We start from the raw sequence: 16,082 nt of genomic DNA, 5'->3' as shown, positions 1-16,082 counted from the left end.
TATGCAAATTTTTAAAAAAGAAGAAATGAAAAAAATTATTGATTTTTTTACAGCGAATATTTATAGATACTTTTATGATATAGATTTTGAGTTTTGCTTAGCTTTTATAAAAAGTCCTGATGAAGAACATAGAAAAGTAATTGCAAGTATTTTAAGAAAAACTGATTGTGTTTTTGAGCTAGAAAGCGGGATAATTATTTTATTTTCAGGTGCAAGTAAAGAAAATACTCAAAACATAAGCAATGAAATTTATAGTTTTTTAAATACAAGGGCAAAAGAATGTGTGGCGTTTTATCCTTATGATGGTGATACTTATGAAGATTTAATGTTAAGACTTAATGCACTTACTACAAAAAACTATAAAGTAAATATAATTGATGAATCAAAGTAAGTATATAATTGACTTATTAAAACAAGGAAGAAATGTATTTTTAACCGGTGGTGCAGGAGTTGGAAAATCTTATACCATAGATAAGATTATTAAAAGCAATGCTTTTAAGACAATAGTATTAGCTAGCACTGCACTTGCTGCTGTAAATATCGGCGGAGATACGGTTCATAGATTTTTTAAACTTCGCCTTGCAAGAAACATAAACGAGCTTAAAACTAGCAAAGATGACTTGCAAGAATTATATAAATCCTTATCAGGAATAGAATTAATCATCATTGATGAAATATCTATGATAAGTAGCGATGTATTTGATATGATTTATTCAAGACTTTTTGGATTTAGCAATATTAGATTATTAATAGTTGGAGATTTTTATCAGCTTGAGCCTGTTAAATCTGATGGCAATTATGCTTTTTGCTCAAAATACTGGCAAGAATGTAATTTCAAAGTAATTGAGCTAATTACTCAGCATAGAATGGGCGATAAAGAATTTTATGAAAATCTAAGAAGCATTAGAATAGGAAATATTACAAATAATTGCATTGAGTATTTTAAGCAATACAAAATAAAAGATGATATAAATAATTATGATGATTATACGATTATTTGTGGCACAAACGAAGAGGCAAAAAATATCAATATAGCCAAATTAAAAGCTATTGATAATAAAGAATATTCTTTTAATGCTAGTGTTAAGAAAAATATAGAATTTGATGAAGAATTAGATAATGATTTTAAGCAATGGCTAAGAGCTCAGCCTATTGAAGAAGAATTTGTTTTTAAAATAGGTGCAAAGGTTATTTTTACATATAATTTTGATAATTATTACAATGGAATGCAAGGTGAGATAATCGCCTATGATGAAAAAGAAAAAGAATTAAAAATTCGCTCAAATCAATATATTTATTCAGTAAGCCCTAGAGAGTTTTTATACTTTAGCGACCCAGAAATTGCAGCTAGTTTTAGAATAAATCCTAGCTTAATTGACAAAAAGCCCGATGCTATCTTAAAAGCCTTTCCCCTAAAGCTTTCTTATGCAATAACAATTCATAAAAGCCAAGGAATGAGTATTGATAAATTAATTTGTAAATGTGATAAAATATTTGCTCAAGGTCAGCTTTATGTAGCATTATCAAGAAGCTCAAATCCAAGTAATTTTAAAATAATTTTCAATGGTAGCGAAAAATCATACGAAAATCTATTTAGAATTAAGGCTAAGGCTAATTTAGCAGTAAAGCAGTTTTATCAATTTTGCGATAAGGAACAAATATGAAAAAATTTGTTTTTACTTTAGTAAGTGTTGTTGCTATGGCAGGTAGTATTGAAATAAGTAATTTTGAAACCGATTTATATTCTAAATCAAATGGCTTAAAGAAAATTAATTTAAGCATAAAAGTGATTGGCGATAATGTAGCTAATGAAAAAGACTTCATACAAGATAGTTTAAATATGGTTATATCAAGTTATTATTATGAAGACTTATTTACAGAACTTGGCAAAGAAAATCTTAAAAAGACTATCATCAAATACGCAGGCAAAAAGTATTCAGTAAATATTGATGATATTTTAATAATGAATCTAAAAAGCAAAGATAGTGCCGAAGCTATAAAAGAAATACTAAAAGACGCTAATTTACTTTAATCAAATTCCTTAGAATTTCAATCAAAAAATCAAAGAATTTGAAATAGGAATTTCAGATTGTATTTTTCTCTAAAAAGTTTTTTGGCATTTTTATAATACTTTTTTATGGAAGTGGGTAGGGAAAACTTTGTGGTAGTCTTTCACTATCCACCCCCCCCCACTTCCGTAAGCTTTTCCCACCCTTTTTTCTATCACTACTATTGGGTAAAGATAAGTAAAATCTATAACCTACTTTGTAGTTCGATGGATTTTAACGCTATCTTTACGGATTTTAATGTAGTTTTGCCCCGCAAAATTACATTAAAATTTCAAGCAAAAAATCAAAAAATTTGAAATAGGAATTTCAGCATAATTTTGCTCATATACATTTAAAGAATTGAAAATTTTATTTTAAGTAAGTTTTATTATAAAAAATTGAAGAGATTGTATAACCCTAGCCTTTTGGCTAGGGCTTGTTTATTTTATAAACTCTATTGTAAATGTAGAGAATGAATCTAAATACTTATAAGCTGAATCTTTTATGTCAAATCTAATTGTATCTTTAACATATTGATTATGCTTTAAGTTATTTGGTATTTCATATTTATTTCCAGCTAAACTTGAGCGAGAATAATCAGAAATTAAATTAAATGAACTTATTGCACTATTATATAGTGTATTAAAGTTATTAATATAATGTCCTTCTAATGGTTTAAAGCCTTTATTTTCAACATACTTTAATAAACCTGCATTACCTGATTCAATATTATAACCATTTGCACTCTTGTTATTTACCCTAATGTCCTTAAAGAATAAACCAGTATAAGCAAATCTATAAGGTCTATCTAAGATATTATTTTTTGGCTCTTCACTACCGCTTGTAAATGTGATTTTTGAATCAGCATTTGATATAACAAATTCCTTTTCTAAATTAGCTTTACCACTAGAAGTTTTTGGATAACCTATCTTATACTCAAGCTTAGCAAAGTTTTTCGCATCAAAATCACCTTCATTATAAGTGCTTAGCTTGTTTGTAATATCTAATGCTGCTAATTTATCATCAAATTTTCTATTTAAACCTGAAAGCTCAAATTGGTTTTGGCTAATTACTTTAACATCTAAATCTGAAGTAGCATTAATAATAACTTTTTTAAGGTCTTTTGGCTCTTCTGCGTAGGTTATATTTAATTCTGCTTTTACGCTATCACTATCGTATTTCTTATAAAAATATGAACCATTATTTGTGTTAGCAATCTGTAAAGGTATTCTTAATCTCTCATTATCTAAATCACTAAATGGAACATAATTAATAAAGTTAGTATTTGTAACACTAGCCTTAATATCATTACCTATTGTGTCTTTTTCTAAGCTAAAGCTTTGATTAGCTATAAATTTAACGCTAATTTCATTTCCTGGAGTTTGACAATTTATCTTACCATCTAACTCAATTTTATTAGCTTCATCTTTATAAAGCGCTCTATCATTATTGTTACATAAACCATTTTTTAAATCTTCATGAGTGAATTTATTTTCAGCTAATAAAATCTTAGCATCTGTTACCATAGGGAAAATTGTCTTAATTGCAAAGTCACCTTTAGTCTTATCAAAATCTACAAACGAAGTTGTTGTATTAGTAACCTTATTTAATAAATTAGTATTTATATCTTCTAAATTAAATGTTTTTACACCTTTTGTTGTATCAGCATAAGTCACTCTTAATTCCGCAATACCTATACCAAATTTATCATCTTTCATATTAGAAGTAAATATTACATTATTATCTGTGTAATTACTATCTACTTTACCAGTATTCTTTTGAAATTCATCTTTTCCTGCAACTTTATACTCAATTTTTTCAGGTCTAATTGTAAATTCATTTGAATATCTCTGACCTAAAATATTGCAAGCTTCATCAATAGTATCATATTCAGCTGCTTCATAACTTAATTTGTAATTTTGTCCAACAGACAGTTTTCCTAATTCTAAAACCATTTTATTTTCTAAAGGAAAATATCCTTGACATTCACTATTTTTATCTAATAATTTACCATTTACTCCATAAACTTTAACTTTAAGTGGATTATTATTAGCGTCTAAAAATCTTATATATTGTCTATATAAAGTTGGTACATTAGCCTTTTTAATACCTAGGTAAATAGACTGATTATTGGTTCTTGTATAAATTTGATTTGCAATTTCTACATTTGAAGCAATTCTATTACCATCAACAACTTTACCATTATTTACATTAGCATAAGCTGTTCCAAATGAAAGACCTGGCATTTGTCCATGGCCTAAAATAATTTTAACTTCACCTAATTGCTTTCCTTTGATTATTCTATTACTATCTTCTTCAAATAATGGTCTTTTGTAAATTCCATTATCATCTATTATTGTTTTGATCTTGAAAGTAATTTCATAAGTTTTACCATCTTCTATTTCTTTTTTAGAAATACCAACTAGCTTATAAAACGCATTTTGATCAAACTTAAGACCTAAACCATTAATACCTTCTTGGATTTGAAGCTCTATTGGATCTGTGTTTTCAATATTTATAAGCTTACCATCAACTGCACCATCTGAATCTGAAATTTGTCTTTTACTCATAGTAAACTGACTTAAATAGTATTTTGTCCCCGCATTTCTTACTGGAATACTATCACCATGATTTTTTAGAGCAATATATACATTATCTAAATCATTTACCTTTAATGGCTTAGAAAGATTTCTATTGTCTTGATTTGCTATGTCAGTAATAAACAAACTATCAGCATCAGCATAAAATTTAAGTTTTATACTGTTATAAATACCGCCCTCATTTCCGGTAGGATTATTATCGTAAAATGGAGAAGTATTATCAAAAGATGGTCTTACATTTATGCTAAATTTAGTATTCTTACCTTCTTCAAAAATACCTTTCGTGTTATCAAAGCTCTTATGGATACTAAAAGTATATTTTTTTGGTTGAAATTCAGGAGCTCCACTATTAAATACAAAATCATTTAAATTCTGATAATCAAAATAAGATGCTCTAGAATATTCTGATTTAAATTGTTGTAAGTCATAGTTATAACACTTACTAGGTCCGCCTAAGTTACCACCTTCTCTATAATTTTCTGGATAATCTCTAAAATAATTGCTTGTAATTGGTCTTACTCTTGAATTTTTTAAGAATAAATATTCATAAATTTTATTTCTTAGCTCTTCATTATTGTCTAGATACTTGCTTCTATAATTTAAGAAATGCTCATAAACGTTACCCGCACCTTGAGCACCATTAAAAGTTCTTCCGTCAATTTGAATGATTTTATTGTTATCAGAATCTACTACCTTACCATCATGGCTACCCCAATCAAGCCAACCTAAACCTTTAGACCAATTGTGTGCAGCATCATTTCCAACAATATATTTTGCAAAGTTTTCTACTTGCCACTCAACATCAGGTTGCTCTAAGAAATAAATAAGCGTTCTTGTATATGTCTTAGCTGCATTTGATTCTACTTCAATTCTTCCTGTTGTATCTGTTACAAACTCTTTATAATAATCTTGAATAATCTTCTTTTCTGTTCTAACATTAAATTTTGCTTCTACTTCAAAATTTTGAATATTATTTTTTCTTATCTGAATTATATCAGGTAAAGAATATGGAAAATATACAGGATAATCAACAATAGAACGCTTAATACCCTTTTCTCTATACAGTTTCACATCATCTAATTCTTGCTTTAAAACACCTTTACAATAATCACTTGGATTATTATTCAAAGTTTTTTCTACTAAATTTTGATAAAGTTTCACAAAATCATTTTTACCACAATCACCTCGTGCACTTTCAAAATATTTGCATATATCATATTTCCTTGCATCAAAATGTTGAATTGAACATACTCTTAAGGCATCATATTTAGCTTTAAATTTATCTGATAGTAAATTAATTCTATGAAAGTCTTCAGAACGCTCAGCTAAAGGAACACCTCTTTGATTAATACATTGAACATAAAAATTATCGTGAGCTTTTCCAAGTCTTGTACATTTATCAAAAGAATTTCTACCTCTTTCATCACCAGTATTTGGATCATACGCTTTTAGACAACTATCAAAATTAGCAATATGATCTTGGCTATTTGGATTTCCAAGTTTAAATTGCCACCTAATTTTAGCGCACTGATTAAAGTTGCTATTTTTATTGTCTTTACAAGTAATGTCATCATCTATATAGACACCACTTACATATGAAAAGGCTGATAATACAGCTAATGAAAACACAATTTTCTTATTCATATTATTCTCCTTAATTAATTAAAATATTAAATTATAAATTTATTCATTAAACAATTTTTCCCTTAAGGGCATTATTTTGCCTTTGGCCTAAAGACTTTTGGAGCGTTTTCGCTTTCATTTATATAAGCTGCTTCAATTAAGTCTAGGCAATAAGGTATCGCAGGAAAGATTGGCTCTATACATTCACGAATAGCTTTTGGCTTACCGGGAAGATTAATCACTAATGAATTTCCCCTAATTCCTGCTAATTGACGACTCAAAATTGCTGTTGGAACAATTTTAAGTGAGCTTGCACGCATTAATTCTCCAAACCCTGGTAATTCACGCTCGATTGCCTTTTTTGTAGCTTCTGGGGTAACATCTCTAATAGCTGGACCTGTGCCACCTGTTGTAAAGATTAAATCGCATTTAAACTCATCAGCCATTTTGATAATTTCATTTTTTATTAATTCTTCTTCATCAGGGATTAAAGAATATTTAAAATCTATTTCGTTTAATAAATATTCTTTCATAATTTTTCTAATCTCTTCTCCGCTAATATCTTCATACACACCTGCACTTGCTCTATCTGAGCTAGTAATTATTCCAATTTTTACAATATCCATTATTTATCCTTAAAAAATATTCTTTCTTTTTGCATTAATTCATCTGCTAATTGCTTGATATCTATCTCATAAGCTTTTAAAAACTCTTTGCATTCTTCTTCTAAAATTCCTATTTCAAATTCCATGTAAAATTTGCTTAACTTTTGGATTTTTTCATTATCTTTAGCGAAATTATCATAATTTTCACCCAAAAACATCTCATTAGCAAGCATTCCTGATAATAAAATTTTTATTTCATTTTTGATTTCTGAGAATGATTTTATATTTTCATTTGGATAAAAATATTCAAAATGAAATAAATCAGCATAAACTAATCTAGCATCACAAATCTTTGCCATTGTGATTTTGCCTGCTTGATAGATTGCTTGAATGTATCTTTCGCTCTCATTTAAATGTAAATCTTCACTAATTCCATGCTTTATGTTTAAAATCTCAAGCATTATTTCATCTTCGCTAAGCTTATTTTTAAGTCTTAATTCATTTTCTAAACTCTTAAAACTAGCCCCACTAAAATCTCTTGAAATAAAAGCTAAATAATCTAAATTATAATCAGGACTAATCAAGTCTTTTGCCACTAAATCCTTTAAAAACTCTAGCCTATCGTTATAAGTAGGTAAAGTAAAGTGAATTTTCCTATCAAATCTTCTAAGCAAGGCATTGTCTAATACATCAGCTCTATTTGTAGCTGCTATTATTAAGACATTTTTAAGCTCGCTAAAGCCATCAATTTGAGTTAATAACTCATTTAAAGTATTTTCACTATCGTTTGCTAAGGCATTTCCACGCTGTTTTCCAAGCGCGTCAATCTCATCAATAAATACTATGCAAGGTGCAAGTTTTTTAGCATTTGCGAATAATTCTCTAACCCTTTTTGCACCAAGTCCTACAAAAATCTCATTAAAACTACTAGCACTCTGATATAAAAAATTCACTCCGCATTCATTAGCTAAAGCCCTTGCTAGCATAGTTTTTCCAACCCCACTAGCCCCTGTTAGCAAAACTCCTTTAACAAAACTTGAATTATTTTTCTTAAACAAAGCGCTTAATTTTCTAAGCTCATTTTTTGCCTTTTTTTGCCCTATTACATCGTTAAAATTGCTATCGGTTTTAATTACGAATCTAAATTCTGGCTTTAGCATATTATTAATAGGATGAGAGCTTGAGCCTTGTTTTGTGCTAAGACTTCTAATATACATTAAATAATATACAAAAACACCTATCATTATTAAAAGCAAGATTATTGAATAATCAAACTCTACTTTATTTTCTATGCTTGTATGATTTAAGATTTTTTTGATGATTTCATCATTTGCTAGTATTTTATAATCTTTATTATTTATAGAAAAATAAAGCATATTTTCATATAAATATGCATTATTTATGTTCTTTAAATCTAAGCTTGAAAACTCATTTATAGATATATTTTGCTCTTTTTTAGTTAAAGAAAATACGCCTAAAGCAATAATAATTGCAATAATACAAACGATAATAATTTTTATTTTTTTAGTAAATGGCTGTTGTTTTGTCAATTTCTACCTCGTAATCTTTTATATTTATCCAAGTTTTTAATAAATCTTTATCTGATTTAATTTTTACTAGATTAAAAAACTGATCATATCCTTGATAAAATCCATCTTTAAATTGTTCTACTAAAACTAATAAATCTTTTTGTTGTTTTCTAAACTCATAATTTTTCATTTTAGTAATTTCTTTAATCTCATTTAGTCTTGCTTTTGCTATATTTTTGTCTATTTCACCTAAGGTTTTTGCTAATTCCACACTTCTTGTGCCATCTCTTTTAGAATAAATAAAAGCATGAAGATGAGTGATAGGAAATTTCTTAAAATTATTTATAGCATCAGCCCATACCTCATCACTTTCGCCTGGATGAGCTACTATATAATCAGTCCCTAAAGCATAGCCTTTAGATGCTAAAAACTCAAATAATTCTAAATCTTTATAAGCTTTATTTCTTCTTTGCATAAGTTTTAGCATATATTCATTTGTGTGTTGCAAGGCAATATGAAGATGACGCTCTAAAAAATCTTCATCTAAAAGCTCTTTAAGCTCATCATCAATTTGAACCGGCTCAATACTTCCTAAGCGAACTCTTTTTATACCTATTTTGCTAATTTCCTTTAATAATTTTGCTAAAGAAAAATCAATATCCTTACCATAGCTTCCTATATTTGTGCCCGTTAAAACTACTTCTTTATAACCATTATTAGCCAGTGTTTTTATCTGAGTTATGATTTGCTTACTTTCAAGACTTCTTGCTTTACCACGCACACTAGGAATTATGCAATAGCTACATGCAAAATCGCAACCTTCTTGGATTTTGACAAAGGCTTTTGTGTGATTTTCGTAATTACTAACGATTTTTTCATCAATGAATTTTAAATTTCCTAAATCAAATTCCTTTGGATTTAATATGAATTTATTCACATTTGATTTAAGTGATGCACCCATTACACCATCTACAATCTTGCTATCATATAAGCTTTTACCAATACTAGCTGCTGCACAGCCTGTTAAAATAAATTTCGTATTTGGATTATGATTTTTTATATGTCTTATGTATTGTTTTAAGCCTTGATCGGCTTGATTTGTAACTGTGCATGAATTAATGATTATCATATCGGCGTTTAATTCATCGTTTGTTATTTCGTTATCTTTTATATAGCTTTTGATTAGCTCGCTATCATAAATATTGGTTCTACAACCAAAAGTTTTAATATATATTTTCATTATTTTCCTTTAGAATGGTTGGTTTGTTCTTTTATCTAAATACAAAGTTTGTGATGGGAATGCTAGTTTTATATCATCACATTCTTTTAATCTTTTTATTATTTCTTCACTTACTATACTTCTCATTTTTAAAGCTTCCCTTGAGTTTGCCATATACCAAATAGATATTTTCACTCCATATTGTTCTAACATTACAAACATTTTTGGGTCTGTTCCTGAGTTTTTCATTTGATAGTGATTTCTCATTTTTTGAATAGCTTTTTTTGCACTATCGCTAAATGCTTGAGTGTGTGTTTGTGCTGATTCTAAGATTATTTGCTTTGCTTTTTCAATATTGCTTGAAAAATCAAGAACAATGTCTATTCCATCCCAAACCGTTTTCATATAAGAATAATTATAATTTGAAATTAATTCTGTAAAAATATAATTATTAGGAATATAAATAATCCTTCCTGCACGACGATTTGTTAAAAAAGTAGTATATGTAACATCTTCATATATAGTCATTTTAAGTAAAGATATATCAATGATATCTCCTACATAAGTAACTCCATTTTTAGTAGCTTTTATCCTATCGCCTACATGAAATCCACCACCAAATTGAAGTGTAACCCAACCTAAAAGACTCATAAACATATCTTTCATAGCAATAGCTAGACCAGCTGAAGCAAAACCTAAAACGCTTACTAAATAACTAATATTTTCAACAAAATAAAATAATGAAAACATAGTTACTATAATAAATGTAAAAATATTTAAAATCTTAAAAGAAGTATAAACCTTATCTTTATCATCTACATATTTTCTAAGAATTAAACCTACTAAATATCTAGCTATAAAAATACAAATAATAATAGCTATAAATTTAATAGCACTATCGTATTGTTTTTTAATATCTGCATTAATTAGTTTAATACTATTTGCAACCTTTACTTTAAATATCTCATAAGCATTTGTTATGTTTTCTAAGGTGCTTTTATAATCGCTTAGCTCTTTTATTGAATATACTAATTCCTGATTTAAATTCTCGCTAGGTTCAAGCTCATATAAACTCTGTAAAAGCTTTGTTTTTTGCTCTACTTTTGAAACTAGGCTTGTGAAGTCTTTTAGTTTACTTTCATATTCTTTATTTTCATTTAACAATTGCTTACGCTCTGATAATCCTTCAAGAACTAAATAAATATTTGAAATCTTTTTATATTCACTTGGCTCACTTGGAAGATTTAAATATTTTACTATGCTATAAGTCTCATAATCTTTTAATACATTAAGCTTATCTTCTAATATTTTAATCTTGCTTTCAAGCTGTTCTCTTTGAGTTTTTTTAGCTTTAATTAAGCTATCATTTGCGTCTTTTAATTCGTTTTTTAGTTTTAAATATTCTTGGTAATTTTTATAATTTTTTATTGTGATATTTTCTTTTAATTCATCATTTATTTTATGTAATTTTTCTTTAAGATTATAAATACTTTCAAGGTTTTTGCTAAACTCATCTTCAGCTATAACAAAACCAAATAAAAGAAAAATCGCAAGTAAAAATCTCATTCAAATTCTCCTAAAGTATCTAAAATAACTTTTTGATTAATATCGTTTTTGATAATACTCATTTCTTTATTGTCTAATAAAATAAAATTAATCTTTCCACTTAGAGTTTTTTTATCTTGAAAAAAACCTTCATAAAAACTATTTTTTGAATTAATTTTGTATTCAGTAGGAAGTTTAAAATTATTTAAAGTATTCTTAATTCCTATTTCAAATTCCTTTGAAATAAGCCCTAAATTATAAGCTAATCTATTAGCCATTACAATGCCCATAGAAACTGCTTCTCCGTGTAAATAAGTATTGTAATTTGTCTCATTTTCAATAACATGAGCGAATGTATGCCCGTAATTTAATTTCATTCTAAGATTATCTTCAAATTCATCGTTAATTACAACATTTGCTTTTATTTTGATTGATTTTTCAACAAATTCTAAAATATTTTCAAATATATTTTCATAATTTAAAGCACTTAATTTCTTATAAAAATCTAAATCAAAACATAAAGCCATTTTAACAACTTCTGCCATAGCAGCACTAAGCTCTCTTTGCTCTAAAGTTTTAAAATAATTTGTATAAATATAAACAGCACTAGGTTGCTTGAAAGTTCCTATTAGATTTTTTCCATATTTATTGTTTATTCCTGTTTTACCGCCCACTGCAGCATCTACACTTGCTAGTAATGTAGTAGCTATATTTATATGACTTATTCCACGCTTATAAATACTAGCAACAAAGCCACCTATATCGCTAATCACTCCGCCACCTAAATTAACAAGCAAATCACTTCTACTAATTTCAGCCTTAAATAATTCATCTAAAATATAATTTACACTATCAATATTTTTATATTTCTCGCCATCAGGAATTACTATAATTGCTTTTGGTTTTTTACCTATTTTATTTATTACATCTTCTAAATATAATTTTTCTAAAGTTGTATTTGTTAAAATCGCATAATCTTTGTTGATTTTAATAACTTCATCTATATAAACTTTATAAGCTTTATCTTTTAAATCAATATCTATTATCATGTTCTACCTTATAATATCGTAATTATTTGGGATTTCATACTTAAATAAACTATCTTCTAAATCGGTGTTAATTTTAGTATTTGTAAAATCAATACTTACTTGATTATCTAATTCATCTTTATAACTAATATTTGTTAAAACATCATTAAGGACTTTAACATAATAAATCACATTTTGATAATTAGCTTTATAAATCAAAGTATTTTTGTCTTTTTTATCTAAAACTACATTTTTTAATATATTTTCTAAATCAATTTCTTCTTTACTTATTACAACCTGCTCTAAATCATCGTCTATAACAACCACTTCTTCTTTATTTATATAAACACGCTTTTCATCGGGATTTAAGTATTGCCATAAGCTTTTATCGTTTTTATAATAAAATTTTCCTTCATATATTAAAGTCTTATTAGAAGTATCAACTACAACTTGAGTAAAATCAGCTTTAAAACTATTATAATTTATATTATCAATTTTAAATGCAAATGCAAAAATGCTGAAAGCACACAGCAAAAAGATTTTTTTAATATCCATTTAATATCCTTTTATTTATTTTAACAAATATAATTATATTCAAAAATCAAAACCAAGAGGTAAATTTAAATGTTTAAAAGTATAGCAAAATGTATATTTGGAACTCGTAATGATAGACTTCTTAAAGCATACAAAAAAAGAGTATCAAAAATAAACGCACTTGAAGAAAAATACGAAAAATTAAGCGATGATGAGATAAAAGCTGAATTTAACAAACTACAAAACAAAGTTTTAGAAAATCATGAGAATTTAGATTTGGTATTAGAAGATGTATTTGCAATAGTTAGAGAAGTAAGTAAAAGAACTCTAGGACTTAGACATTATGATGTTCAATTAATAGGCGGTATGGTTTTAAACGATAAAAGCATAGCAGAAATGAAAACAGGAGAAGGAAAAACTCTTGTAGCAACCTTGCCTGTTGTATTAAACGCAATGACAAAAAAAGGCGTTCATGTAGTTACTACGAACGATTACTTAGCAGCAAGAGATGCTAATGAAATGAGCGCTATTTATAATTTCTTAGGATTTAGCGTAGGAATTTTAGTAAGTAATGACCATAGAAACAGAAAAGCTATTTATGATTGCGATATAGTTTATGGAACTAATAGTGAGTTTGGTTTTGATTATTTAAGAGATAATATGTGCTTTGAAGCGGCTGATAAGGTGCAAAGAAATCATTATTTTGTTATCGTTGATGAGGTTGATAGTATTTTAATTGATGAGGCTAGAACTCCGCTAATTATCTCAGGTCCAACCAATAGAACTCTTGATGGTTATATTAAAGCTAATGAAGTAGCAAAGCAAATGATTAGAGGAGTTGCCCCAGAAGATCCTAAAGAAAAACCAAGTGGAGACTTTATAGCAGATGAAAAAAATAGAACTATATTAATTACCGAAGCTGGAATTTCTAAAGCTGAAAAATTATTTGGAGTTGATAATTTATATAGCCTTGATAATGCTATTTTAGCTCATCAATTAGACCAAGCTCTTAAAGCAAATAATTTATTCTTAAAAGATACTCATTATGTAGTTAAAGATGGCGAAGTAATGATAGTTGATGAATTTACAGGTCGTATTAGCGAAGGAAGACGCTTTAGCGAAGGACTTCATCAAGCATTAGAGGCTAAAGAAGGTGTAAAAATCCAAGAAGAAAGCCAAACTCTAGCAGATATTACATATCAAAATTATTTTAGAATGTATGAAAAATTAGCAGGTATGACAGGAACTGCTCAAACAGAAGCTACTGAGTTTTCTCAAATTTATAATTTAGATGTAATAAGTATTCCAACAAATGTGCCTGTAATTAGAAAAGATTTGGATGATTTAATTTATAAAACTCAAGATGAAAAATTTAAAGCCGTTGTTGAAGAGATAAAAAAGGCTAACGCAAAAGGACAACCTGTATTAGTAGGAACTGCAAGTATAGAAAAAAGTGAGCTTTTACATGAATACTTAAAAAAAGCAAAAATCGCTCATAATGTATTAAACGCTAAAAACCACGCTCATGAAGCAGAAATTATTAAAGATGCTGGTAAAAAAGGAGCAGTTACAATTGCTACAAATATGGCAGGTCGTGGGGTTGATATAAAAATTACCGATGAGATTAGAGAGCTAGGTGGTTTATATATAATAGGAACAGAAAGACATGAAAGCCGTAGAATTGATAATCAATTAAGAGGTCGTGCGGGAAGACAAGGCGATCCTGGGATTTCTAGATTTTATTTAAGCCTTGAAGATAATTTACTTAGAATATTTGGTGGAGATAGATTAAAAGCTATTTTTACAAAGCTAAAGATTGCTGAGGGAGAAAGCATAGAAAGCTCTCTTGTAACTCGTGCAGTAGCAAGCGCTCAAAAGAAAGTTGAAAATCTTCATTTTGAAAGCAGAAAACACATACTTGAGTACGATGATGTAGCAAACGAGCAAAGGAAAACTATATATAAATATAGAAATGAACTGCTTGATGCAAATTATGATATTGATACAAAAGTAGAGCAAAATGTAGCTGAATACGTTGATTATTTAATAAATAATCTACACGATGTAAGTGCTGAAAATCTAATAGAATTATTTAAAAATGAAATTAATTTAGAGCTTGATATTGAACTATTAAAGACATTAAATCTTGAAGAAAGTAAAAGTGTAATTAATAACGCAATTCTTACTATGTTAAAAAATAAATTTAGCATAGTACCTGATGGAGAAAGAGAAAGAATTGAAAAGTTATTATATTTACAAGTTTTAGATGGAGCTTGGAGAGAGCATTTATACCAAATGGATATTTTAAAAACAGGTATAGGACTTCGTGGATATAATCAAAAAGACCCATTAGTAGAATATAAAAGAGAAAGCTACAATCTATTTATGGAATTAGTTGAAAGAATTAAGAGTGAAAGCATAAAAGTATTATTAATAATTCAACTAAGAGCTCAAGAAGAAGTTATAGAAGAAGAGCAAGTTATAAATAAAAAACAATCAAGAAATGATTTATGTGCTTGTGGAAGTGGTAAAAAATATAAAGATTGTTGCGGTAAGAGTGGTCCTAAAACAGGAGTTTTTGCTTGAAATTTTTTATAATAAATTTAGAGCAAGACATTGAAAAAAGAGAAAAAATAACAGCCCTTTGCGAAAGCTTTGGGCTCGATTACGAAATAATACCTGCAGTATATGGCAAAGCATTAAGTGAAGATGAGATAAGACAAAACACCTATCCTAAAAATGAGCAATTAAGACTATTTAAAAGAGAATTAGGACTTGGCGAAATTGGCTGTGCAATGAGCCATAGAAAATGCTATGAAGAAATAATAAAAAGAGATTTAAAAGAAGCTATCATTTTAGAAGATGATGCTGTGTTTAATGAAGAATTAATTGACTTCTTAAAGCATATTGATGAATTTCCAAAAGATTTAGAACTATTATTATTAGGTCATTACAAACAAATGTATTATGACGATGGTTTTATGATAAATAGTCCATATTACAAAAAATTTTCTTTATCAATAGCTAATCAATGGAAATTAAGAAGACTTGTAGGTGGAGGCAATGGAACTCATGGTTACCTAATTACAAACAATGGTGCTAAAAAATTATTTCATATTATGAATAAAATTTACATTCCTGCAGATTGGTATACAAATAATGATAAACACACTAACATGTATGCGCTATTTCCTACATTAATAAATCCAGACTTAGCAGAGTTTAGTTCTACTCAACTAAATCCAGTTAATAAAAAACGTTCAAAAATTAGCAAATATTTTAAATTAATAAAAAATAAAATTCAATTTTTTATTCCATCACTTAAAAAACCAAAAGATTACATTTAGCAGT

12 protein-coding genes are annotated in these 16,082 nt (G+C 27.7%); 5 read left to right on the top strand and 7 right to left on the bottom strand.

Annotated features, from left to right (window positions below; translation table 11 throughout):
• Window position 1 precedes the first annotated feature (1 nt).
• From AVANS14531_RS01515 to AVANS14531_RS01505, 3 genes are read left to right on the top strand one after another with little or no spacing between them, the layout of a single operon-like run.
• On the top strand, window positions 2-391 hold the full coding sequence (locus tag AVANS14531_RS01515) for a hypothetical protein (RefSeq protein ID WP_239816841.1): 390 nt from the start codon (window positions 2-4) through the stop codon (window positions 389-391).
• Window positions 378-1,664 (top strand): ATP-dependent DNA helicase, encoded by a 1,287-nt coding sequence (locus tag AVANS14531_RS01510; protein ID WP_336611057.1) that lies wholly within the window; start codon window positions 378-380, stop codon window positions 1,662-1,664. Before AVANS14531_RS01515 ends, AVANS14531_RS01510 begins: the two co-directional genes overlap by 14 nt.
• Window positions 1,661-2,032 carry a flagellar basal body-associated FliL family protein gene (locus AVANS14531_RS01505; RefSeq protein WP_336611056.1) on the top strand — a complete coding sequence of 124 codons (372 nt, stop codon included), beginning with the start codon at window positions 1,661-1,663 and terminating at the stop codon, window positions 2,030-2,032. Before AVANS14531_RS01510 ends, AVANS14531_RS01505 begins: the two co-directional genes overlap by 4 nt.
• A 456-nt stretch (window positions 2,033-2,488) precedes the next feature.
• On the opposite strand, the gene AVANS14531_RS01500 is transcribed toward AVANS14531_RS01505, so the two are convergent.
• From AVANS14531_RS01500 to lolA, 7 genes are all read right to left on the bottom strand, one after another.
• Window positions 2,489-6,292: a hypothetical protein gene (locus AVANS14531_RS01500; RefSeq protein WP_336611055.1), complete on the bottom strand. Its 3,804-nt coding sequence runs from the start codon at window positions 6,290-6,292 to the stop codon at window positions 2,489-2,491.
• Between the two features lie 71 nt (window positions 6,293-6,363).
• Window positions 6,364-6,897, bottom strand: coding sequence for a molybdopterin adenylyltransferase (gene mog / locus AVANS14531_RS01495; RefSeq protein WP_336611054.1), 534 nt, complete (start codon window positions 6,895-6,897; stop codon window positions 6,364-6,366).
• Window positions 6,897-8,426: an AAA family ATPase gene (locus tag AVANS14531_RS01490; RefSeq protein ID WP_336611053.1), complete on the bottom strand. Its 1,530-nt coding sequence runs from the start codon at window positions 8,424-8,426 to the stop codon at window positions 6,897-6,899. Before AVANS14531_RS01490 ends, mog begins: the two co-directional genes overlap by 1 nt.
• Window positions 8,401-9,645 carry a tRNA (N(6)-L-threonylcarbamoyladenosine(37)-C(2))-methylthiotransferase MtaB gene (gene mtaB / locus AVANS14531_RS01485; protein WP_336611052.1) on the bottom strand — a complete coding sequence of 415 codons (1,245 nt, stop codon included), beginning with the start codon at window positions 9,643-9,645 and terminating at the stop codon, window positions 8,401-8,403. The genes AVANS14531_RS01490 and mtaB overlap by 26 nt, the downstream gene beginning before the upstream one ends.
• A gap of 9 nt (window positions 9,646-9,654) precedes the next feature.
• On the bottom strand, window positions 9,655-11,190 hold the full coding sequence (locus AVANS14531_RS01480; RefSeq protein WP_336611051.1) for a mechanosensitive ion channel domain-containing protein: 1,536 nt from the start codon (window positions 11,188-11,190) through the stop codon (window positions 9,655-9,657).
• Window positions 11,187-12,218, bottom strand: coding sequence for a 3-dehydroquinate synthase (aroB, locus tag AVANS14531_RS01475; protein WP_336611050.1), 1,032 nt, complete (start codon window positions 12,216-12,218; stop codon window positions 11,187-11,189). The genes AVANS14531_RS01480 and aroB overlap by 4 nt, the downstream gene beginning before the upstream one ends.
• A gap of 3 nt (window positions 12,219-12,221) precedes the next feature.
• The gene (gene lolA / locus AVANS14531_RS01470; RefSeq protein ID WP_336611049.1) at window positions 12,222-12,752 is read right to left on the bottom strand and encodes a LolA-like outer membrane lipoprotein chaperone; all 531 of its coding nucleotides are present in this window, start codon (window positions 12,750-12,752) and stop codon (window positions 12,222-12,224) included.
• A 69-nt stretch (window positions 12,753-12,821) separates the two neighbouring features.
• Between lolA and secA the strand changes: the two genes are divergently transcribed.
• Both secA and AVANS14531_RS01460 read left to right on the top strand, forming a co-directional pair.
• Window positions 12,822-15,317, top strand: coding sequence for a preprotein translocase subunit SecA (gene secA, locus AVANS14531_RS01465; protein WP_336611048.1), 2,496 nt, complete (start codon window positions 12,822-12,824; stop codon window positions 15,315-15,317).
• Window positions 15,314-16,078: a glycosyltransferase family 25 protein gene (locus tag AVANS14531_RS01460; protein ID WP_336611047.1), complete on the top strand. Its 765-nt coding sequence runs from the start codon at window positions 15,314-15,316 to the stop codon at window positions 16,076-16,078. Before secA ends, AVANS14531_RS01460 begins: the two co-directional genes overlap by 4 nt.
• Window positions 16,079-16,082: the final 4 nt, after the last annotated feature.

It is taken from the genome of Campylobacter sp. Cr9, from assembly GCF_020138295.1.
Lineage (GTDB): Bacteria > Campylobacterota > Campylobacteria > Campylobacterales > Campylobacteraceae > Campylobacter_E.
Note: the sequence above shows the minus strand (reverse complement) of the source record. Positions and strands in the feature narration are given on the sequence as shown.

Coding starts and splice junctions, on each gene's coding strand:
- AVANS14531_RS01515 (WP_239816841.1), top strand. CDS start 2: ATGCAAATTTTTAAAAAAGAAGAAATGAAAAAAATTATTGATTTTTTT.
- AVANS14531_RS01510 (WP_336611057.1), top strand. CDS start 378: ATGAATCAAAGTAAGTATATAATTGACTTATTAAAACAAGGAAGAAAT.
- AVANS14531_RS01505 (WP_336611056.1), top strand. CDS start 1,661: ATGAAAAAATTTGTTTTTACTTTAGTAAGTGTTGTTGCTATGGCAGGT.
- AVANS14531_RS01500 (WP_336611055.1), bottom strand. CDS start 6,292: ATGAATAAGAAAATTGTGTTTTCATTAGCTGTATTATCAGCCTTTTCA.
- mog (WP_336611054.1), bottom strand. CDS start 6,897: ATGGATATTGTAAAAATTGGAATAATTACTAGCTCAGATAGAGCAAGT.
- mtaB (WP_336611052.1), bottom strand. CDS start 9,645: ATGAAAATATATATTAAAACTTTTGGTTGTAGAACCAATATTTATGAT.
- AVANS14531_RS01480 (WP_336611051.1), bottom strand. CDS start 11,190: ATGAGATTTTTACTTGCGATTTTTCTTTTATTTGGTTTTGTTATAGCT.
- aroB (WP_336611050.1), bottom strand. CDS start 12,218: ATGATAATAGATATTGATTTAAAAGATAAAGCTTATAAAGTTTATATA.
- lolA (WP_336611049.1), bottom strand. CDS start 12,752: ATGGATATTAAAAAAATCTTTTTGCTGTGTGCTTTCAGCATTTTTGCA.
- secA (WP_336611048.1), top strand. CDS start 12,822: ATGTTTAAAAGTATAGCAAAATGTATATTTGGAACTCGTAATGATAGA.